The following is a 20,127-nucleotide window of genomic DNA, read 5'->3' on the forward strand; positions in this document are numbered from 1 at the left end:
ACGTGATGTCGTTAGTTTGAATGGATTTAAATATTAAATAATTCACGTCGCTGCGGTTATCGCAGCGACGTGAATTCAACAGGGGAAATTAATGAATTCCACCAATGCGCGATAACCGCACGCCGGTCGGCCATTCACCTTCCTGTTTTTCAAAACTCATCCAGATAGCGGTCGCTTTTCCGACCAGGTTCGCTTCCGGCACAAAGCCCCAGTAGCGGCTGTCGGCGCTGTTATCCCGGTTGTCACCCATCATAAAATACTGACCGGGCGGTACAATCCAGGTGGCCAGCGGCAGGCCGGACTGATGGTAGTACATCCCAACCTGATCCTGGGCAATCGGCACCATCAGAATACGGTGCGTGACGTCGCCCAGCGTCTCCTGACGCTCGGTCAGACGAATGCCGTCCGCTTTGGTTTCGCCCTTCGGCAACTGCCAGAAACCGCTGGACGCTTCGCCGCCGTTGCTGCGGGAGAAGGTCTGAACGAAATCGCTCGGCTCAACATTGGAATAGGTCACCGGCAGCGCGTTGCCGCAGGCCTGTCCGGAGCTGCAGCCCGGCTGAATAGTGACCTGCTTGGCAACCGGATCGTAGGTGACTTTATCGCCCGGTAATCCCACCGCGCGCTTAATGTAGTCGAGACGCGGATCTTCCGGATATTTAAACACCACGATGTCGCCGCGCTTTGGATGACCCGTTTCGATCAGCGTTTTCTGGTAGATCGGATCTTTAATGCCGTAAGCGAATTTCTCCACCAGGATGAAATCGCCAATCAGCAGGGTCGGCATCATCGAACCTGACGGGATCTGGAAAGGTTCATAGATAAACGAACGCACAATCAGCACAATCGCCAGCACCGGGAAGACCGAGGCGCCAGTTTCCAGCCAGCCCGGTTTCGGGCCCACTTTCTTCAGCGTTTTCTTGTCCAGTTGCTCGCCGGTCGCTGCCTGAGCAGCGGCCTGACGCTCACGACGTTTTGGTGCGAAGATGAACTTATCCAGACACCACAACAGCCCTGTCACAAGGGTCGCAATGACCAAAATCAGGGCAAACATGTTCGCCATGCCAACTCCTTAATTATTTGCCGTCTTTACCAACGTGCAGAATGGCGAGGAACGCTTCCTGCGGCAGTTCAACGTTACCGACCTGCTTCATACGCTTCTTACCTTCTTTCTGCTTCTGCAGCAGCTTTTTCTTACGGCTGACGTCGCCGCCGTAGCATTTCGCCAGGACGTTTTTACGCAGCTGTTTCACAGTAGAGCGCGCGATGATGTGGTTGCCGATAGCCGCCTGAATGGCGATATCGAACTGCTGACGCGGGATCAGCTCTTTCATCTTCTCGACCAGTTCGCGACCACGATAAGGGGCGTTGTCGTTGTGGGTGATCAGCGCCAGCGCATCGACACGCTCGCCGTTGATCAGCACGTCAACGCGCACCATGTTCGAGGCCTGGAAGCGTTTGAAGTTATAATCCAGCGACGCATAGCCACGGGAGGTAGACTTCAGACGGTCGAAGAAGTCGAGAACCACTTCCGCCATCGGGATTTCGTAGGTCAGCGCCACCTGTTTACCGTGGTAAACCATGTTGGTCTGCACGCCACGCTTCTCGATACACAGGGTGATCACGTTGCCGAGGAACTCCTGCGGCAGCAGCATGTGACACTCGGCGATAGGCTCACGCAGCTCCTGAATATTATTCAGCGGCGGCAGCTTGGACGGGCTATCGACGTAGATAACTTCTTTGGAGGTCGTTTCCACTTCATAGACTACCGTCGGCGCCGTGGTAATCAGGTCAAGATCGTACTCACGCTCCAGACGCTCCTGAATGATTTCCATGTGCAACAGGCCGAGGAAGCCGCAGCGGAAGCCGAAGCCCAGCGCCGTTGAGCTTTCCGGCTCATAGAACAAGGAAGCATCGTTCAGACTCAGTTTACCCAGCGCATCACGGAAGTTTTCATAGTCATCAGAGCTCACCGGGAACAGACCGGCATAGACCTGCGGCTTCACTTTTTTGAAGCCCGGCAGCGCTTTATCCGCTGGATTACGCGCCGCGGTCAGGGTATCGCCCACCGGCGCGCCGAGGATGTCTTTGATCGCGCAGACCAGCCAGCCTACCTCGCCGCATTTCAGCTCGGTACGGTCGACCTGTTTCGGGGTGAAGATGCCCAGACGGTCGGCGTTATAGACCTGGCCGGTGCTCATCACTTTAATTTTATCGCCCTTGCGCATGGTGCCGTTTTTAATACGCACCAGCGACACGACGCCTAAGTAGTTATCGAACCAGGAGTCGATGATCAGCGCCTGCAGCGGCGCGTCCGGATCGCCTTCCGGCGGCGGAATATCGCGCACCAGACGTTCCAGCACGTCCGGCACGCCAACGCCGGTTTTCGCCGAGCAGCGAACCGCGTCGTGAGCATCGATACCGACGATATCTTCAATCTCGTCCGCTACGCGCTCCGGATCGGCCGCAGGCAGGTCGATCTTGTTGAGCACCGGAACGACTTCGAGGTCCATTTCCATGGCGGTATAGCAGTTCGCCAGGGTCTGGGCTTCTACGCCCTGCCCGGCGTCAACCACCAGCAGCGCGCCTTCGCACGCCGCCAGGGAGCGCGATACTTCATAGGAGAAGTCAACGTGGCCCGGGGTGTCGATAAAGTTGAGCTGATAAGTTTCACCATCGCTGGCTTTATAGTCCAGGGTGACGCTCTGCGCCTTGATGGTAATCCCGCGCTCACGTTCAAGGTCCATGGAGTCCAGAACCTGGGCCGCCATTTCGCGATCAGAAAGGCCACCGCAAATCTGGATGATACGGTCAGACAGCGTCGACTTACCGTGGTCGATGTGAGCGATGATCGAAAAGTTACGTATATTCTTCATATTTAGAGTTAATTATGCCTTACGAGTATCATGAGGCCGCTGTACTGTGCCTGACGTTTTTTAATCCGAAAACGCCGCATTCTACACTACATCCGTGAAACCAGGAAATGCTGTTAGATCCAGCATAACGGCAGAAATTGTGGCGTTGTTACAGGAAGAGTAAATAAAGATGAGGGGCAGTGAAATCACTGCCCCATTTCAGAGGAGGGCGTATCAACACGCAGCAGATCCGGCGGCAAACCGACGCTTAAAATCACCGGCTGCCATGACTGGCGAGCAGCCAGCTGCGGCGACAGACCGCGCGCCACCAGGAAGCCGCCGACGCCGCCCAACAGCGCGCCGCAAAGTGACGCGATATCGCTGGCAAACAGCACCTGGAAAATGGACGCCATCACAAACAGCCCCACCAGCGGCGCCATATAGACGAGCAGCGCTGAGCCCAGCAGGCTACTTTCAGCGATCCCCAGCTCCACTTTTTGCCCCGCGGCCAATGGCTGCTCGCAGGGCACGCTAATGGTATGGCTGGTCTGCGGCCCCAGCTTGTTTAACACCCGGCTACCGCAGCCGGCACGGGAAGCGCAGCTGCTGCAGGAGGCTTTAACGTCGCAGTGCACCTGCGCCACGCCGTTATGCCAGGAAACCACGGTGGCCCACTCTTTAATCATTGTACTGCCTTGAATTTAATACTATCAGAGATACGCTTCGCCGTCTGCGGCGGCAGTTCGCCCACCACGGTGATCTCCGCGTTATCGCGTACCGTCGTGCTGACGGTACGTCGGCCGGTGCGCAACAGCTGGTCGCTGCTGGCCGCCGTGGCGCGGTTGATATTGATCGAGAAGCTGAACAAGCCGTCGGAATAGAGACGTGATTCGACTGGACCGTCAAAAGTGGGCAGACGGCGCTGACTGCTGGAAACTTCAGCCATCCCCTGGGGAAGCCATGTTGGCGCCCAGTTGAAGTTGGCTTTGTCGCCCCCTTCAGGGACGGACAGCTGCGGCGGTAGATTCGCTTTTGCCAGCGTCTCCATGCTGGCGCTGACGTTATCGCCAACGTTGAAGGAGACAACCCGGAACTGCTCCAGCGTTTCACCGTCGCGGTCGAGCAAATCGACGCGCAGAGGCAGTTTGGTCTCGGCGTCCAGCCAGGCGATAAAGCTATAGCGCGTACCGTCGCGAGCTACGACGCGGATCACGTCGCAGAGGCGATCAGCGATACGAGTACGGCCAACGGAGATAAAATCATACGCAGCGGAGAGGCGTTTGAAATCGCTATAAACCAACGATGGCAGCGAATCGACGATGTAGTCGCCGTTGAGGGTGAAAGGATCGAGACCGGGTTCAAAATAGCTGATTTCCGTGCCGCGCAGGACCACTTCCCGGCGCGGGCCGTCCAGCTGCAGCAGTTGCGCCAGCGGTTGATTGTTCAGTCGCGCATGACGATAGCGCAGCGACTCAACGCCTTGTTTATTGATGCTGACGAAAGACAGCTCATAATTGAGGGACTGGCTGGCCAGGTTCATCTGCTGCAACAACGCCCCGGACGATGTATCAGCCGAGGCGTTGACAGAGAACAACAGACTGCCTGCCATGAGCGACATGGCACACCAAAGTTGCTTCATTACTGCGATTGCGTTCCTAAAGTTTGATAACCCGGCACCTGGACTGCTGCCTGCTGAGTCTGGGCCTGGCCAAACTGCAGCTGCTCAGCGTGCAGGCGGCGCTGCAGTTCATAGTCCTGCAACATGGCGTTAATCCGGCGGCGCTGTTCCTGGACTTGCGCCTGCTGGCCGCTACCCGCTGATGCGTCAGCCGGCACGCCAAGGCTTACCGGGCTCGCTTTACCCATCATCGGCAGGGTATTGAACACTGGCGCCTCTGGCTGCTGAGTCGCATCAGATTGCCCATTATAGTGCTGGACGCCGACGATAACCGCAAGCGATACGCAGGCGGCAACGCCCATTTGGGTGAGTGAGCTGGCCCATGGACGCACTTTGTTCCAGAACGGCATCTGCCGCCACTGGTGGGGTGCGGGCTGAGATTCAGGAATAAGCGGCGCCGTCTGACGAACGGGCTCATTTTCAATGGCGGCCATCACCCGGGCGGAGATATCGAATTGCAGCACCTCTGCGGTATCGCCACGCAGCGTATCGCGAATGAGGTGATAGCTCTCCCAGGTTTTTTGCATCTCAGAGGAACGGCTCAGCTCGTTGAGCAGTTCTTTATCCAGCGTTTCACCATCCATTAAAGCCGAAAGTTGTTCTTTCTGCATGCCTGATACCCTTTTCCAGTATTCCGCTATCGTCAACGCCTGATAAGCGGTTGAACTTTATTATCAATAGCTTCTCGCGCCCGGAAGATACGCGAACGCACCGTCCCAACCGGACAATCCATGATAGCGGCTATCTCTTCATAGCTCAGGCCATCCAGCTCCCGTAACGTAATTGCCATGCGTAAATCTTCCGGGAGCGATTCAATGGTACGAAAAACTATTTGTCTCAGTTCTTCTGACAACATTAAGTTCTCAGGGTTCGAAATTTCTTTCAACGCCCCGCCGCTTTCGAAGTTTTCCGCCTCGTTGGCGTCAACATCGCTGGACGGCGGACGGCGTCCCTGAGCAACCAGATAATTCTTCGCCGTGTTGACGGCGATACGGTATAACCAGGTGTAAAAAGCGCTATCTCCCCGGAAAGAGTCCAGCGCACGCCATGCCTTAACGAACGATTCCTGAACAACGTCAGCGATATCGCCCGGCGGTACATAGCGGGAAACCAGACTCGCGACCTTATGCTGATAGCGCACCACCAGCAAATTAAACGCTTTCTGATCTCCTTTCTGGACCCGTTCAACAAGGACCTGATCCGTTAACTGCTCGCTCATCCGAGGTAATGTCTCCCCAAACCCAATTCCCATGCGTCTTCAAAACACCACCCAAAATCTGCATTATGAGCAAGCTGACTGTTGGAGTGCATGAAAACAATAAAGTTCCGTTACGCTTTTGTTTTTTGTCTGGCAACGGCGGCAGATCGTTATCAATCATTATATGCCCAGGTTGCTAAACAACAGGTTAGTCAATAAGAAAAAGCGCAGGCCCGACTGAAGGGTATCGTAACACAGTGTTTATTTCACTATAAAATCCAATGCTAACAACCTGCTCCACTTCTCTTTTTTACCGCACAACGCCCCTTTTCCCGGCCCCTTCTGTTTAGCCGTCACAACACCAGGCAAAAAATATGTACGATTCCTCACGCGCTGGTGCTATTGTGAGCTAAATGTGTTTAGTAAATTAAACAAAGACGATGAATACCACTCCTGACTTCTCTTGTGATGTGTTGATTATCGGCAGCGGCGCTGCCGGTCTCTCCCTCGCGCTGCGCCTGGCGGAGCACAGTTCGGTGACGGTGCTGAGTAAAGGGCCGATCAGCGAAGGTTCGACGTTCTATGCGCAGGGCGGGATTGCCGCCGTCTTCGATGAGACGGACAGTATCGAATCCCATGTTGAAGATACGCTGATCGCCGGCGCGGGACTCTGCGATCGCCATGCGGTCACCTTCGTCGCCAGCAACGCCAGACCGTGCGTACAATGGCTTATCGATCAGGGCGTGCTGTTTGACACCCAGGTCCAGGCCAATGGAGAAGAGAGCTACCATCTCACTCGCGAAGGGGGGCACAGCCATCGACGCATTCTTCACGCCGCCGACGCTACCGGCAAAGCGGTAGAGACAACGCTGGTCGATAAAGCCCTTGCTCATCCTAATATCCGCATCATTGAGCGCAGCAATGCCGTTGATTTGATTGTCTCGGACAAGATTGGCCTGCCGGGCACGCGCCGGGTGGTCGGGGCCTGGATCTGGAACCGCAATAAAGAGCGGGTAGAAACCTGCAGCGCGAAGGCGGTGGTGCTTGCGACCGGCGGGGCCGCCAAGGTTTATCAATATACCACTAACCCTGACGTCTCTTCCGGAGACGGCATTGCGATGGCCTGGCGGGCGGGCTGCCGGGTAGCGAATCTCGAATTCAACCAGTTCCACCCCACCGCGCTGTATCATCCACAGGCACGCAATTTCCTGCTTACTGAAGCGCTGCGCGGCGAAGGCGCCCACCTTAAACGCCCGGACGGCACCCGCTTTATGCCGGACTTTGACGAGCGCGGCGAGCTGGCCCCGCGCGATATCGTCGCCCGCGCCATCGACCATGAAATGAAGCGCCTGGGCGTTGACTGTATGTTCCTTGATATCAGCCATAAACCCGAGGCGTTTGTTCGCCAGCACTTCCCAATGATTTACGAAAAGCTGCTCGGTCTGGGAATTGATTTAACCAAAGATCCGGTGCCGGTCGTCCCCGCCGCGCATTACACCTGCGGCGGCGTGATGGTGGATGATAATGGCCGTACTGACGTCGATGGCTTATACGCCATCGGCGAAGTCAGCTATACCGGGCTGCACGGCGCCAACCGCATGGCCTCGAACTCGCTGCTGGAGTGTCTGGTCTACGGCTGGTCCGCCGCGGAGGATATCGCCCGGCGCCTGCCGCTGGCCCAGAAGGTCACCACCCTGCCGGCGTGGGATGAAAGTCAGGTGGAGATCCCGGATGAACTGGTGGTTATCCAGCATAACTGGCACGAACTGCGCCTGCTGATGTGGGATTATGTCGGCATTGTGCGCACGACGCGCAGACTGGAGCGCGCCCTGCGGCGCATTACCATGCTCCAGCAGGAGCTGGATGAGTATTACGCCCGCTTCCGCGTCTCGAATAATCTGCTGGAGCTGCGCAATCTGGTGCAGGTGGCGGAGCTTATCGTACGCTGCGCGATGTTACGTAAGGAGAGCCGCGGGCTGCACTATACCCTCGACTATCCGCAGCCGCTGCCGAACAGCGGCCCGTCGATACTGTCGCCCCTGGCTCACATAAAGAGATAAAAATCCCCGGTCAGAGCAGTAAACCCTTCAGAGTACTGCTGCTCTGGCCCGCGGATCGCCAGTCTGTCGCAGAAACACTCTCCTGCCGTCGGGGAGAACGCCAGCAGCACCCGGTGCGGCGGCCGCAGTTCGGTCTCCGCCACGTCAGTGCGCAGTCGCAAATGCCACCCCATCGCCGTTGCCCGCTCGATAAACGCATTACCGATATCCACCGGCAGCACCACGCAAAAAAAACCTTCTTCGGTGATATGCTCTGCGGCACAGGTCAGCAGGGAGGCGTGATCGAGCGTCGTGGTATACCGCGCCTGCTCCCGCTGCGAGGTAGCGCATGGCACGCCTTCGGCAAAAAAAGGCGGGTTACTGATTATCAGTTCATAGCGTCGGGTTTGCGACGGCTGCCACTGATGGATATCGGCCTGGCAGACTTCTATGCGCGAAGACCACGGTGACGCGAGGGCATTTTCCCGCGCCTGAGCGGCTGCCTCCTCGTCCAGTTCGACCGCATCGACTTGCACATCGTGATCGGTACGCTGGGCGAGCATTAGCGCCAGCAGGCCGCTGCCCGCGCCAATATCCAGCACATGCTTCACCCCGGCAATCGGCGCCCAGGCGCCAAGCAAAATGCCATCAGTGCCCACCTTCATCGCGCAACGATCGTGGGCGACAAAGAACTGTTTGAAGGTAAAACCATTGCGCGGCAGCGCAAACTTCGACTGAGACATCCTCAATAACCTTGCCGACAAAACTCCTGAACGTAAGGCTATGCACAATACCGGAGAACAGATAGCCTTACAAACAGATGAACATTACGTCAGTAACGTCTATAATCGGCGGCCCACTCAGAGGTAGAACATGACTGTAACGACTTTTTCCGAACTTGAACTCGACGAAAACCTGCTGGAAGCCCTCCAGGATAAAGGTTTCACTCGCCCGACAGCCATTCAGGCCGCCGCTATTCCGCCTGCGCTCGATGGCCGTGACATTCTCGGTTCAGCGCCGACCGGCACCGGTAAAACGGCGGCGTATCTGCTGCCAGCGTTGCAGCACCTGCTCGATTTCCCGCGTAAGAAATCCGGGCCGCCGCGCATTCTTATCCTGACGCCGACCCGCGAGCTGGCGATGCAGGTGGCTGACCACGCCCGCGAGCTGGCGAAGCATACCCATCTGGATATCGCCACCATTACCGGCGGCGTAGCGTACATGAACCACGCGGAAGTGTTCAGCGAAAACCAGGATATCGTGGTCGCTACCACCGGTCGCCTGCTGCAGTATATTAAAGAAGAGAACTTTGACTGCCGCGCCGTCGAGACCCTGATCCTCGATGAAGCCGACCGCATGCTGGACATGGGCTTTGCTCAGGATATCGAAACCATCGCCGGTGAAACCCGCTGGCGCAAGCAGACCATGCTGTTCTCCGCCACGCTGGAAGGCGATGCGATCAAAGATTTTGCCGAACGCCTGCTGGAAGAGCCGGTTGAAGTCTCCGCTACCCCATCGACCCGCGAACGTAAAAAAATTCATCAGTGGTACTATCGCGCCGACGATATCGAGCATAAAACCGCGCTGCTGATTCATTTGCTGAAGCAGCCGGAAGCAACCCGCTCCATCGTTTTCGTGCGTAAGCGCGAGCGCGTTCACGAACTCGCCGCTAAGCTGCACGAAGCAGGGATTAACACCTGCTGGCTGGAGGGCGAGATGGTGCAGATTAAGCGCAACGAAGCGATTAAACGCCTGACCGATGGTCGCGTGAACGTGCTGATCGCCACCGACGTCGCCGCACGCGGTATTGATATCCCGGATGTCAGCCACGTGTTTAACTTCGACATGCCGCGCACCGCCGATATCTATTTGCACCGTATCGGTCGTACCGGCCGCGCCGGTAAAAAAGGCATCGCCATCTCGCTGGTTGAAGCGCATGACCACCTGCTGCTGGGCAAGATCGGCCGCTACGTTGAAGAACCACTGAAAGCCCGCGTGATTGATGAACTGCGACCGAAAACCCGCGCGCCGAGCGAGAAGTTAACCGGTAAACCGTCGAAGAAAGTATTGGCGAAGCGCGCCGAGAAAAAAGAGAAAGAAAAAGAGAAACCGCGGGTGAAGAAACGCCATCGCGACACCAAAAATATCGGTAAGCGCCGTAAGCCAAGCGCGGCCGGGACGCCATCAACGTCCACTGAAGAGTAAAAAAAACGCCGGGACATCCCGGCGTTTTCACATCTGGCTTCAGCCTTACAGGCTTTCGGTAAAGGTACGGGCGATAACGTCACGCTGCTGTTCCGGAGTCAGGGAGTTGAAGCGTACCGCATAGCCGGAAACACGAATGGTCAGCTGCGGGTATTTTTCCGGGTGCTCAACCGCGTCCAGCAGAGTTTCGCGACGCAGCACGTTCACGTTCAGGTGCTGACCGCCTTCCACGCGAACTTCTGGTTTCACGTCTACCGGAATTTCACGGTATTCGATTTCACCCAGTTTGCTCACCGCCACCACGTCGTCTTCCGCAAAACCGCCTTTGGCGCACAGGCAGCGCGCTTCGCCTTTTTCGCTGTCCAGCAGCCAGAAAGAGTTGAGCAGGTCGTCGTTTGCCGCTTTAGTAATTTGGATACCAGTAATCATTTGATGCCTCCCAGGCAGTGTTTATTCGATTTTGGCCTCTTCGCGGCCAATTGGTAAAACCATTGTTGTATGAGTGTATATATATCAGCCGCACCCTCGGCATTCCTTGATATAAATCAATAAAAACCACTCACACAAAGTGGGTATAGGGGGATTTTATTGTTTTACATCAAGTTAGGCCATGGGGTCCCATAAATAATTTTGTAAATTTTCAATTTTTTTTGCATAAAAGCCCACATCAAGCCGTGCCGATTTTGTTCTGTAGAAAGAAGCCGTTAAGCTATAGCGATGACCCTTTGCAGGAGAGCAAGATGACCACCCCTTTAACCTGGCATGACGTGCTGGCGGATGAAAAGCAACAACCCTATTTTCTCAATACACTGAAGACCGTCGCCGAAGAGCGCCAGTCCGGGATCACCATCTACCCACCGCAAAAAGACGTCTTCAATGCGTTTCGCTTTACCGAGCTGGGCGACGTCAAAGTCGTCATTCTCGGCCAGGATCCCTATCACGGCCCGGGTCAGGCCCACGGTCTGGCATTCTCGGTTCGCCCGGGCGTCGCGATCCCTCCCTCGCTCTTGAACATGTACAAAGAGCTGGAGGCCACGATCCCCGGTTTTACTCGCCCCACTCACGGTTATCTCGAAAGCTGGGCGCGTCAGGGCGTACTTCTGCTTAATACGGTCCTGACCGTCCGCGCCGGGCAGGCGCACTCGCACGCCAGCCTTGGCTGGGAGACCTTTACCGATAAAGTTATCGCGTTAATCAATGAGCATTGCGAGGGGGTGGTCTTTCTGCTGTGGGGTTCTCATGCGCAGAAGAAAGGCGCGATTATCGATCGTCAGCGCCACTGCGTGCTGAAAGCGCCGCACCCATCGCCGCTCTCTGCGCATCGCGGCTTCTTTGGCAGCAACCATTTCGTACAGACCAACCAGTGGCTGGCTGACCGCGGCGAAGCGCCGATCGACTGGATGCCGGTCCTCCCCGCCGAAAGCGAGTGATCGACAGCCATAAAAAAAGCCAGCATCAGCTGGCTTTTTCGCATTCAGGCAGGCGAATTACGCCTTGTTCTGACGCCACCATTCTGCCAGCAGGACGCCGGTCGCCACAGAGACGTTCAGGCTTTCGACATTGCCGGTACCGTTGATGGCAACGCTGAGATCGGAGCTGGAAATCGCCGCATCGGACAGACCATCACGCTCCTGGCCTAACACCAGCACCATTTTCTTCGGCAGCTCGGCTTTAAACAGCGGCGTACCATTATGGCTGGACGTTGAGACAATCGCGTAGCCCGCTTTGCGGAACTGATCCAGGGTATCGATAAAGCTGTCGCCGGTGATCGGTTCAACATGCTCCGCCCCGCCCTCCGCCGTACGGATCGCCGCCCCGGACTCCAGCACGCCAGCATCCTGAACCACCACGCCCTTCACGCCGAAGTGCGCGCAGCTGCGCATGATCGCCCCGAGGTTGTGCGGGTTACCCACGTCTTCCAGCGCCAGAACGCAATCGTCTTCTGCCGCCTTCGCGACCCACTGGGCAACAGAAGTGCCGTGGCGTTTTTTGATCAGGAAGCAGACCCCGCCGTGGTGCTCGGTGCCGGAGGCTTTCGCCAGCTCGGCTTCGTCCACCACATGATAGGCTTTACGGTTGGCCGCCATCCAGCGCAGCGCCTCTTTAAAGCGGGGCGTGACGCTCTGGATAAACCAGGCGCGAACGATAGCTTCCGGACGGCTCTGGAACAGCGCCTGGCAGGCGTTTTCGCCATACACGCGGGTCTCTTCCGCACGCTGACGACGCAGTACTTCCGGATCGATAAAGCTCTTCCCGCTGATCCCGCCGTGATCTTCTTTTACCGGCGTCTCATCGCCAGGAGCACGGGAAACGGTACGCCACGGAGACGCATCGTCACGATGAAAATCATCGCGCTTGCGATCGTCACGCTTACGGTCGTCACGTTTGCGATCGTCGCCGCGGCTGTTTCGTTCGTCACGCGCAGGGCGGCTGCGGCCGTCAACACGAGATTTTCCTGGACGACCTCCCCCTTTCCCGGTACGTGGGTTATGGGTGCGTTTGTCAGAATCATCATCACTGCGGACATACATCACTTTGACCTTGCCGCTTTTATTTTTCAGTTCGTCGCTCATCAATTTTCTCCACCTGCGCTGCGCGAAGCGCGCAGATTACCCGATGTGTCATCGCTTCGCCATGATTTCGTTTAAAAGCCGGCCTCTATTGCACTCATCGAACAAAACGCATTGTCCTTAAATAACACTTAATCGATAATATGTAACATCACAGAAACATATCGGCCACGTGCCACGTTGCAACCCATAACCAGAGGTTAGTTATGAATACCGTTTGTGCCAGTTGTCAGGCTCTGAACCGCCTCCCGGACGATCGTAGCGCGGATGGCGCAAAGTGCGGACGCTGCGGTCACGATCTTTTTGACGGCGACGTCATCAACGCGACCGGGGCAACGCTGGATAAACTCTTAAAGGACGATCTGCCGGTCGTTGTCGATTTCTGGGCGCCATGGTGCGGCCCCTGCCGTAGCTTCGCGCCGATCTTTGAAGATGTCGCGGAAGAGCGTAGCGGGAAGATGCGTTTTGTGAAAGTCAACACCGAAGCGGAACGTGAGCTTAGCGCCCGGTTTCGTATCCGCAGCATCCCGACCATTATGATGTTCAAAAATGGCGAAGTGATCGACATGCTCAATGGCGCGGTGCCAAAAGCGCCATTTGACAGCTGGCTGAACGAAGCCGGCCAACAGTAATCCTTCCGGGGCACCGCTTGTGCCCCGTTTTCACCTCTGCGACAATAGCGTTTTTCTCTAGCGACTCCCATGATTGAAAACGCAGTCCTTCGCCTGCGCGCTGAACGCCTCGCGCGTGCTACCCGGCCTTTCCTTGCTCGCGGCAACCGCATCCGCCGCTGTCAGCGCTGCCTGCTGCCGCTCAAGCAGTGCCTGTGCGCAACATTAGTGCCCGCGCAGGCCACCAGCCGCTTCTGCCTGGTGATGTTTGATACAGAACCGATGAAGCCCAGCAACACCGGCCGGCTCATCGCCGATATTCTGCCTGATACCGAGGCTTTTCAATGGTCGAGAACCGAGCCGCCGCAGGCGCTGCTCGATCTGGTCGCGCATCCTGATTATCAACCGATGGTGGTTTTCCCTGCCTCCTATGCCGGGCCGGAGCGCCAGATCCTGAGCGCGCCGCCGTCCGGGAAGCCGCCGCTATTTATTATGCTCGACGGCACCTGGACCGAAGCGCGCAAAATGTTCCGCAAGAGCCCTTATCTTGACGCGCTACCGATAATCTCCGTCGATCTGTCACGCATCTCTGCCTATCATCTGCGCGAGGCGCACGCCGACGGACAATACTGTACCGCGGAAGTAGCCATCGCCCTGCTGGATCTGGCGGGCGATGCCCCGGCCGCCGCTGCGCTTGGCGAGCACTTCACCCGCTTCCGGACCCGCTATCTGGCGGGAAAAACCCAGCATAAGGGTAGTATCACAGCGGACCAGGTGGAAAACGTTTAAAATCATTCGGTCACTGGGATGAAAGGAGACCGGTATGAGCCAACGAGGCCTGGAAGCACTGCTGCGACCAAAGTCCATCGCCGTTATTGGCGCATCAATGAAGCCGCAGCGCGCTGGCTATCTCATGATGCGCAACCTGTTAGCCGGCGGTTTCAATGGCCCGGTACTGCCGGTGACCCCCGCCTGGAAGGCGGTGCTCGGGGTGCTGGCATGGCCCACGATTGAGAGCCTGCCGTTTACGCCGGATCTGGCGGTGCTCTGTACTAACGCCCGGCGTAATATCGAATTGCTCGAAGCCTTAGGGCAGAAAGGGTGTAAAACCTGCATCATTCTCTCTTCGCAGCCGGAACAGTATCCGGCGCTGCTCGAATGCGCCGCGCGCTATCAGATGCGCCTGCTCGGCCCAAACAGCCTGGGACTGCTGGCGCCGTGGCAAGGCCTGAACGCCAGCTTCTCGCCGGTCGCGATCCATCGCGGTAAACTGGCCTTTATCTCGCAGTCGGCCGCCGTCTCTAATACCATCCTTGACTGGGCGCAGCAGCGCGAGATGGGGTTTTCCTACTTCATCGCGCTGGGCGATAGCCTGGACATTGATGTCGATGACCTGCTGGACTTTCTGGCCCGCGACAGCAAGACCAGCGCCATTTTGCTTTACCTCGAGCATCTAAGCGACGCGCGTCGGTTTGTCTCCGCCGCGCGCAGCGCTTCGCGAAACAAGCCTATCCTGGTGATTAAAAGCGGCCGTAGTCCCGCGGCGCAAAAGCTGTTGCACGTCAACTCCGGGATGGATCCGGCATGGGATGCAGCCATTCAGCGTGCTGGCCTGCTGCGGGTGCAGGACACCCATGAGCTGTTCTCCGCCGTGGAAACGCTCAGCCATATGCGCCCGCTGCGTGGTGAAAAGCTGATGATCGTCAGCAATGGCGCGGCACCGGCGGCACTGGCGCTGGATGAACTCTGGCTGCGTAATGGCAAACTGGCGGTCCTCAGCGAGGAGACCCGCGACGCCCTGCGCCAGGCGTTGCCGGTTGGCGTCGAGATCGCCAACCCATTAGATCTGCGGGATGATGCCAGCAGCGAACATTATCAGCAGGCCGTGAATATTTTGCTCAACAGTCAGGACTATGACGCGCTGCTGGTGATCCACTCGCCCAGCGCGGCCGCGCCGGGCACGGAGAGTGCGCTGGCCCTGATTGATGCCCTGAAGCATCATCCGCGCGGTAAATATGTCACCGTGCTGACCAACTGGTGCGGCGAATTTTCCTCGCAGGAAGCGCGACGTTTATTCAGCGATGCCGGCCTCCCAACCTACCGTACGCCAGAGGGCACGATCACCGCTTTTATGCATATGGTGGAATACCGTCGCAACCAGAAACAACTGCGCGAGACGCCGGTGCTACCGGATTCGTTAACCGCCAATACCAGCGAAGCGCATGCTCTGCTGCAGCAAGCGATAGATGACGGCGCCACCACGCTGGATACCCATGAGGTCAGCCCGGTTCTCCGGGCCTATGGCATCCATACTCTGCCGACATGGATTGCCGCTGACAGCGCAGAAGCAGTGCATATCGCTGAGCAGATAGGCTATCCGGTCGCGCTGAAGCTGCGTTCTCCGGATATCCCCCACAAATCGGAAGTACAGGGGGTCATGCTCTATCTGCGTACCGCCGCCGAGGTGCAGCAGGCGGCAGATGCGATGATCGATCGCGTCAGACTGGCCTGGCCCCAGGCGCGCATCCATGGTCTGCTGGTGCAGAGTATGGCTAATCGCGCCGGCGCCCAGGAGCTGAGAGTGGTGGTTGAACACGATCCCGTCTTCGGCCCGTTGATTATGCTGGGCGAAGGCGGCGTGGAGTGGCGGGCCGAGGATCAGGCCGCGGTGGCGCTGCCGCCGTTGAATATGAACCTGGCGCGTTATCTGGTGATCCAGGCGATCAAAAATAAAAAGATCCGCGGTCGCAGCGCATTGCGCCCGCTGGATATCGCGGGCCTGAGCCAGCTGCTGGTTCAGGTATCGAATCTGATCGTCGACTGCCCGGAGATCCAGCGCCTGGACATTCATCCCCTGCTCGCCTCCGGCAACGAGTTTACGGCGCTGGACGTCACGCTAGGCCTGGCCCCCTTTGACGGCGACAGTGAAAGCCGCCTTGCGATTCGTCCCTATCCGCACCAGCAGGAGGAGTGGGTGGTAATGAAAAATGGCGATCGCTGCCTGTTTCGGCCGATCCTTCCGGAAGATGAGCCGCAGCTGCTCGCGTTTATCGCTCAGGTCACCAAAGAAGATCTCTATTATCGCTATTTTAGTGAGATCAACGAATTTACCCACGACGATTTAGCCAATATGACGCAGATCGACTACGATCGTGAAATGGCGTTTGTTGCCGTCAGGACCACCGCAGAGAAAAGCGAAATTCTCGGCGTGACGCGGGCGATCTCCGATCCCGACAATATTGACGCCGAGTTTGCCGTTCTGGTCCGTTCAGATTTAAAAGGGTTAGGCCTGGGGCGAAGGCTGCTGGAAAAGCTGATCGCCTATACGCAAAGCCATGGCCTGCAACGCCTTAATGGCATTACGATGCCGAATAACAGAGGCATGATCGGCCTGGCCAGAAAGCTGGGATTCACCGTTGATATTCAGCTGGAAGATGGGATTGTCAGTCTATCGCTGCCCCTGAATAAGGGATAATCGCGCCACGCTGACCGCAATTGTTGACCACATTAGCGGGTAGTAATGGTATTATTGCCCGCTTACGTCGTCTGCATGGTACAGAAGACCCTTCAATAAACAGAGAAGAAACGCACTGTGATGTTGTCAAAATTTAAGCGTAATAAACATCAACAACACCTTGCCCAACTCCCTAAGCTTTCTCAGTCAGTTGATGATGTAGAGTTCTTTTACGCCCCTGCGGATTTCAGGGAAGCGTTACTGACCCGGATTGCCCACGCCACTCAGCGTATATGCATTATTGCGCTCTACCTGGAGCAAGATGATGGCGGAAAAGGAATTTTGCAGGCTCTCTACGACGCCAAACGCCAGCGTCCGGAACTGGATGTCCGCGTTCTGGTAGACTGGCACCGTGCTCAACGTGGTCGTATCGGCGCCGCCGCCTCCAACACCAATGCCGACTGGTATTGCCGGATGGCCGATGAAAACCCAGGTGTGGATATCCCCGTTTACGGCGTGCCGATTAATACCCGGGAGGCGCTCGGCGTTCTCCATTTCAAAGGCTTTATTATCGATGACAGCGTCCTCTACAGCGGCGCCAGCCTGAACGATGTTTATCTGCATCAGCACGACAAGTACCGTTATGACCGCTATCAGTGCATCCGTAACGGCAAAATGGCGGACGTCATGTTCGACTGGGTCGACAATAATCTGGTTCAGGGGCGCGGCGTTAATCGTCTCGACAGACCGGATCGGCCAAAAAGCCCGGAAATCAAAAACGACATTCGCCAGTACCGTCAGGAGCTCCGCGACCGCAGCTACCATTTTGTCGGCACCGCTGGTGACGAAGAACTCTCCGTCACCCCGCTGGTAGGACTGGGGAAATCCAGCCTGCTGAACAAAACTATTTTTCACCTGATGCCTTGTGCCGAGCACAAGCTGACGATCTGTACCCCCTACTTCAACCTCCCTGCCGTACTGGTGAGAAATATCATCCAGCTGCTGCGGGACGGTAAACAGGTGGAGATTATTGTCGGCGATAAAACCGCTAACGATTTCTACATTCCGGAAGATCAACCGTTTAAAATTATCGGTGCGCTTCCCTATCTGTATGAGATCAACCTGCGGCGTTTCCTCAGCCGACTGCAATATTATGTCAATACCGATCAGCTGATCGTTCGCCTGTGGAAGGATGACGATAACAGCTACCATCTGAAAGGCATGTGGGTTGACGATGAGTGGATGCTGCTCACTGGCAACAACCTTAACCCACGCGCCTGGCGGCTCGATCTGGAAAACGCCATTCTGATCCACGATCCAAAGCGGCAGCTGGGGGCCATGCGGGAAAAAGAGCTGAAGCTCATCCGCACCCACACCACGGTAGTGAAACATTATCGGGATCTGCAAAGTATCGCCGACTATCCGGTGAAAGTGCGAAAACTGATCCGCCGCCTGCGACGGATCCGCATTGACCGGTTGATCAGCCGTATTCTCTGACTATCAGCCCCGCGTCGACGGGGCTTTTTTCTGGAAGCGCTATGCGTTCGATAATAGTGATGACATCGCTGCTGTTAACGGGCTGCAGCCACATGGCAAATGATGCATGGTCCGGTCAGGACAAAGCCCAGCATTTTCTGGCCTCGGCGATGCTGTCTGCCGCCGGCAATGAGTATGCGCAACATCAGGGTTACAGCCGGGACCGCAGCGCCGCCATTGGCCTGATGTTTTCCATCAGTCTTGGCGCGTCAAAAGAGCTTTGGGACAGCCGCCCGGCAGGGAGCGGCTGGAGCTGGAAAGATTTCGCCTGGGATGTCGCCGGCGCGACCACCGGCTATGCTGTGTGGCAACTGGCGCACCAGTAAGCGTTACAGGCGCAGGCCTTTTCCCTTGCGATGCAGCATCAGGGAAACCAGGAAGGCGATGGCCGCCATCACCGTCACATACCAGTAGAACACGTGCTCTATCCCCGCCGACTTAAGCGACAGCGCGACATACTCCGCAGAGCCGCCGAACAGCGCGTTCGCGACGGCATAGGAAAGCCCTACCCCAAGCGCGCGGACCTGAGCCGGGAACATCTCTGCTTTCAGGATGCCGCTGATAGAGGTATAGAAACTGACGATCAGCAAGGCGCAGATCACCAGTCCGAAGGCGGCATACGGTGAGCTCACCTTCTGCAGAGCACTGAGAATAGGCACGGTAAATAACGTCGCCAGCACGCCAAAGCACAGCATGGAGGTGCGACGGCCAACTTTATCCGAAAAGGCGCCGAACAGCGGCTGAACCAGCATATAAACGAATAGCGCCGCGGTCATGATCACGCTGGCGGTGCTAGCCGTCATGCCCGCCGTGTTGACCAGATACTTTTGCATATAGGTAGTAAAGGTGTAGAAGGTCAGCGATCCGGCGGCGGTAAAGCCCAACACCATCACGAAGGCCCGGCGATTGCGCCACAACCCTTTAAATGATCCAGCCTCTTTCAGCGCCCGGGTCTCCTGCTTTGAGGTTTCGTCCAGCTGGCGACGCAGCCACAGCGCGACGATAGCCAGTACCGCCCCAAGAGCAAAAGGAATACGCCATCCCCAGGCATGGAGATCTTCATCGCTGAGCACCTGCTGGAGCGCGACAACCACTAATACCGCCAGCAGTTGACCGCCAATCAGCGTAACGTACTGGAAGGAGGCATAGAAGCCTTTCTTACCTTCCACCGCGACTTCACTCATATAGGTCGCACTGGTGCCGTATTCTCCGCCAACAGACAGCCCCTGGAACAGACGCGCCAGCAGCAGCAGCGCCGGGGCCCAGGTGCCGATGACCGCATAACCCGGCAGACAGGCAATCACCAGTGAGCCAAAGCACATCATGCACACCGAGATAAGCATAGAGGCTTTACGTCCGCGGCGGTCGGCGATTCGACCAAACAGCCATCCGCCGATGGGACGCATCAGGAATCCGGCGGCAAATACGCCTGCCGTCTGCAGCAGTTGGGTGGTGGTATTGCCAGATGGAAAAAAGATATGGGCGAAATAGAGCGAGCAGAATGAATAAACGTAAAAATCAAACCACTCAACCAGATTCCCCGAGGAAGCGCCAACTATTGCCCAAATACGACGACGGGTATCGGCCTGATCCGGCGCGCCCCGTTCGGTAATGCTACTTTCTGTCATTGTTATATTGCTCCAGCAAAGACTGCAATCTGTCTTGTCGGGCGTACCACGTCACGTAGACAAATTAGTTAGTGAACTAAATGTTATATAATTGTTATATCTTTATATGTGACTGTATTCACATTTTTTTTCGTAAGAGTGGTTTTCGCGATTAACGCCAGCGCAGGGGCAAGGAAAAAGTAGATTATGATGAAGGGATTACCATGACGGGGTTTTATGTTGCTTTGAATGAAGATAATGGGGCGGGTATGGCAGGGTTTTCCCCGGAGGCGGTGCTGCGCACCTTGTCCGGGCTACAGGTCGTGCAGGGCGGGTGCGAATCCGTAGCCCCGGTAAGCGCAGCGCCACCGGGG

The 20,127-nt window shown here is 56.7% G+C and carries 19 protein-coding genes; 8 read left to right on the top strand and 11 right to left on the bottom strand.

Going from position 1 to position 20,127, the window contains the following annotated elements; genetic code table 11:
- Window positions 1-88 precede the first annotated feature (88 nt).
- The 7 genes from lepB to rseD all read right to left on the bottom strand — a co-directional run bounded on the left by lepB (window position 89) and on the right by rseD (window position 5,844).
- Window positions 89-1,063, bottom strand: coding sequence for a signal peptidase I (lepB, locus tag FHW76_RS04805; protein ID WP_008803766.1), 975 nt, complete (start codon window positions 1,061-1,063; stop codon window positions 89-91).
- Window positions 1,064-1,076: 13 nt separating this feature from the next.
- Window positions 1,077-2,876: a translation elongation factor 4 gene (gene lepA / locus FHW76_RS04810; RefSeq protein ID WP_008803765.1), complete on the bottom strand. Its 1,800-nt coding sequence runs from the start codon at window positions 2,874-2,876 to the stop codon at window positions 1,077-1,079.
- A 185-nt stretch (window positions 2,877-3,061) separates the two neighbouring features.
- Window positions 3,062-3,541: a SoxR-reducing system protein RseC gene (gene rseC, locus FHW76_RS04815; RefSeq protein WP_008803764.1), complete on the bottom strand. Its 480-nt coding sequence runs from the start codon at window positions 3,539-3,541 to the stop codon at window positions 3,062-3,064.
- On the bottom strand, window positions 3,538-4,494 hold the full coding sequence (rseB, locus tag FHW76_RS04820; RefSeq protein WP_012540854.1) for a sigma-E factor regulatory protein RseB: 957 nt from the start codon (window positions 4,492-4,494) through the stop codon (window positions 3,538-3,540). The genes rseC and rseB overlap by 4 nt, the downstream gene beginning before the upstream one ends.
- On the bottom strand, window positions 4,494-5,144 hold the full coding sequence (gene rseA, locus FHW76_RS04825) for an anti-sigma-E factor RseA (protein WP_008803762.1): 651 nt from the start codon (window positions 5,142-5,144) through the stop codon (window positions 4,494-4,496). The genes rseB and rseA overlap by 1 nt, the downstream gene beginning before the upstream one ends.
- Before the next feature lie 32 nt (window positions 5,145-5,176).
- A complete protein-coding gene (rpoE, locus tag FHW76_RS04830; RefSeq protein ID WP_002914074.1) occupies window positions 5,177-5,752 on the bottom strand; it encodes an RNA polymerase sigma factor RpoE in 576 nt (191 codons plus the stop codon).
- Window positions 5,749-5,844, bottom strand: a complete 96-nt coding sequence (gene rseD / locus FHW76_RS26635) for a rpoE leader peptide RseD (RefSeq protein WP_121980491.1) — start codon at window positions 5,842-5,844, stop codon at window positions 5,749-5,751. The genes rpoE and rseD overlap by 4 nt, the downstream gene beginning before the upstream one ends.
- A 327-nt stretch (window positions 5,845-6,171) precedes the next feature.
- On the opposite strand from rseD, the gene nadB reads away from it, so the two are divergent.
- Complete coding sequence (gene nadB, locus FHW76_RS04840; RefSeq protein ID WP_008803761.1) at window positions 6,172-7,791, top strand: L-aspartate oxidase; 1,620 nt, start codon at window positions 6,172-6,174, stop codon at window positions 7,789-7,791.
- On the opposite strand, the gene trmN is transcribed toward nadB, so the two are convergent.
- On the bottom strand, window positions 7,776-8,513 hold the full coding sequence (trmN, locus tag FHW76_RS04845; protein WP_012540852.1) for a tRNA(1)(Val) (adenine(37)-N(6))-methyltransferase TrmN: 738 nt from the start codon (window positions 8,511-8,513) through the stop codon (window positions 7,776-7,778). The genes nadB and trmN overlap by 16 nt on opposite strands.
- Window positions 8,514-8,643: 130 nt before the next feature.
- Here trmN and srmB point away from each other — a divergent pair, with 130 nt between their 5' ends.
- Complete coding sequence (gene srmB, locus FHW76_RS04850; RefSeq protein WP_012540851.1) at window positions 8,644-9,975, top strand: ATP-dependent RNA helicase SrmB; 1,332 nt, start codon at window positions 8,644-8,646, stop codon at window positions 9,973-9,975.
- A gap of 45 nt (window positions 9,976-10,020) precedes the next feature.
- Here srmB and grcA read toward each other — a convergent pair whose 3' ends face one another.
- The gene (gene grcA / locus FHW76_RS04855) at window positions 10,021-10,404 is read right to left on the bottom strand and encodes an autonomous glycyl radical cofactor GrcA (protein WP_002914084.1); all 384 of its coding nucleotides are present in this window, start codon (window positions 10,402-10,404) and stop codon (window positions 10,021-10,023) included.
- 311 nt (window positions 10,405-10,715) lie between these two features.
- Between grcA and ung the strand changes: the two genes are divergently transcribed.
- Window positions 10,716-11,405, top strand: a complete 690-nt coding sequence (ung, locus tag FHW76_RS04860; RefSeq protein WP_023290673.1) for a uracil-DNA glycosylase — start codon at window positions 10,716-10,718, stop codon at window positions 11,403-11,405.
- A 57-nt stretch (window positions 11,406-11,462) separates the two neighbouring features.
- On the opposite strand, the gene FHW76_RS04865 is transcribed toward ung, so the two are convergent.
- A complete protein-coding gene (locus FHW76_RS04865) occupies window positions 11,463-12,548 on the bottom strand; it encodes a tRNA/rRNA methyltransferase (RefSeq protein WP_022064862.1) in 1,086 nt (361 codons plus the stop codon).
- 203 nt (window positions 12,549-12,751) lie between these two features.
- Between FHW76_RS04865 and trxC the strand changes: the two genes are divergently transcribed.
- The 5 genes from trxC (at window position 12,752) to FHW76_RS04890 (ending at window position 18,472) form a co-directional block, all read left to right on the top strand.
- A complete protein-coding gene (gene trxC / locus FHW76_RS04870; protein ID WP_002914091.1) occupies window positions 12,752-13,177 on the top strand; it encodes a thioredoxin TrxC in 426 nt (141 codons plus the stop codon).
- A gap of 69 nt (window positions 13,178-13,246) precedes the next feature.
- Window positions 13,247-13,945, top strand: a complete 699-nt coding sequence (gene tapT / locus FHW76_RS04875) for a tRNA-uridine aminocarboxypropyltransferase (RefSeq protein WP_012540848.1) — start codon at window positions 13,247-13,249, stop codon at window positions 13,943-13,945.
- A gap of 34 nt (window positions 13,946-13,979) precedes the next feature.
- On the top strand, window positions 13,980-16,631 hold the full coding sequence (locus FHW76_RS04880) for a bifunctional acetate--CoA ligase family protein/GNAT family N-acetyltransferase (RefSeq protein WP_110242934.1): 2,652 nt from the start codon (window positions 13,980-13,982) through the stop codon (window positions 16,629-16,631).
- A gap of 120 nt (window positions 16,632-16,751) precedes the next feature.
- A complete protein-coding gene (gene pssA / locus FHW76_RS04885; RefSeq protein WP_008803754.1) occupies window positions 16,752-18,107 on the top strand; it encodes a CDP-diacylglycerol--serine O-phosphatidyltransferase in 1,356 nt (451 codons plus the stop codon).
- Between the two features lie 41 nt (window positions 18,108-18,148).
- Window positions 18,149-18,472, top strand: coding sequence for a YfiM family lipoprotein (locus FHW76_RS04890; protein ID WP_008803753.1), 324 nt, complete (start codon window positions 18,149-18,151; stop codon window positions 18,470-18,472).
- A 3-nt stretch (window positions 18,473-18,475) separates the two neighbouring features.
- Here the strand turns inward: FHW76_RS04890 and FHW76_RS04895 are convergent, their stop codons facing one another.
- Window positions 18,476-19,774 carry an MFS transporter gene (locus FHW76_RS04895; RefSeq protein ID WP_064170352.1) on the bottom strand — a complete coding sequence of 433 codons (1,299 nt, stop codon included), beginning with the start codon at window positions 19,772-19,774 and terminating at the stop codon, window positions 18,476-18,478.
- Window positions 19,775-20,127: the final 353 nt, after the last annotated feature.

The organism is Klebsiella sp. RC2, assembly GCF_014192815.1.
GTDB lineage: Bacteria > Pseudomonadota > Gammaproteobacteria > Enterobacterales > Enterobacteriaceae > Klebsiella > Klebsiella variicola.

Bases quoted from the DNA above. Each gene is read 5' to 3' on its own strand.
- rseA (WP_008803762.1), bottom strand. From the start codon at position 5,144: ATGCAGAAAGAACAACTTTCGGCTTTAATGGATGGTGAAACGCTGGAT.
- srmB (WP_012540851.1), top strand. From the start codon at position 8,644: ATGACTGTAACGACTTTTTCCGAACTTGAACTCGACGAAAACCTGCTG.
- lepA (WP_008803765.1), bottom strand. From the start codon at position 2,876: ATGAAGAATATACGTAACTTTTCGATCATCGCTCACATCGACCACGGT.
- FHW76_RS04895 (WP_064170352.1), bottom strand. From the start codon at position 19,774: ATGACAGAAAGTAGCATTACCGAACGGGGCGCGCCGGATCAGGCCGAT.
- grcA (WP_002914084.1), bottom strand. From the start codon at position 10,404: ATGATTACTGGTATCCAAATTACTAAAGCGGCAAACGACGACCTGCTC.
- FHW76_RS04890 (WP_008803753.1), top strand. From the start codon at position 18,149: ATGCGTTCGATAATAGTGATGACATCGCTGCTGTTAACGGGCTGCAGC.
- nadB (WP_008803761.1), top strand. From the start codon at position 6,172: ATGAATACCACTCCTGACTTCTCTTGTGATGTGTTGATTATCGGCAGC.
- trxC (WP_002914091.1), top strand. From the start codon at position 12,752: ATGAATACCGTTTGTGCCAGTTGTCAGGCTCTGAACCGCCTCCCGGAC.
- lepB (WP_008803766.1), bottom strand. From the start codon at position 1,063: ATGGCGAACATGTTTGCCCTGATTTTGGTCATTGCGACCCTTGTGACA.
- FHW76_RS04880 (WP_110242934.1), top strand. From the start codon at position 13,980: ATGAGCCAACGAGGCCTGGAAGCACTGCTGCGACCAAAGTCCATCGCC.
- pssA (WP_008803754.1), top strand. From the start codon at position 16,752: ATGTTGTCAAAATTTAAGCGTAATAAACATCAACAACACCTTGCCCAA.
- trmN (WP_012540852.1), bottom strand. From the start codon at position 8,513: ATGTCTCAGTCGAAGTTTGCGCTGCCGCGCAATGGTTTTACCTTCAAA.
- rseD (WP_121980491.1), bottom strand. From the start codon at position 5,844: ATGCACTCCAACAGTCAGCTTGCTCATAATGCAGATTTTGGGTGGTGT.
- tapT (WP_012540848.1), top strand. From the start codon at position 13,247: ATGATTGAAAACGCAGTCCTTCGCCTGCGCGCTGAACGCCTCGCGCGT.
- FHW76_RS04865 (WP_022064862.1), bottom strand. From the start codon at position 12,548: ATGAGCGACGAACTGAAAAATAAAAGCGGCAAGGTCAAAGTGATGTAT.
- rseB (WP_012540854.1), bottom strand. From the start codon at position 4,494: ATGAAGCAACTTTGGTGTGCCATGTCGCTCATGGCAGGCAGTCTGTTG.
- rseC (WP_008803764.1), bottom strand. From the start codon at position 3,541: ATGATTAAAGAGTGGGCCACCGTGGTTTCCTGGCATAACGGCGTGGCG.
- ung (WP_023290673.1), top strand. From the start codon at position 10,716: ATGACCACCCCTTTAACCTGGCATGACGTGCTGGCGGATGAAAAGCAA.
- rpoE (WP_002914074.1), bottom strand. From the start codon at position 5,752: ATGAGCGAGCAGTTAACGGATCAGGTCCTTGTTGAACGGGTCCAGAAA.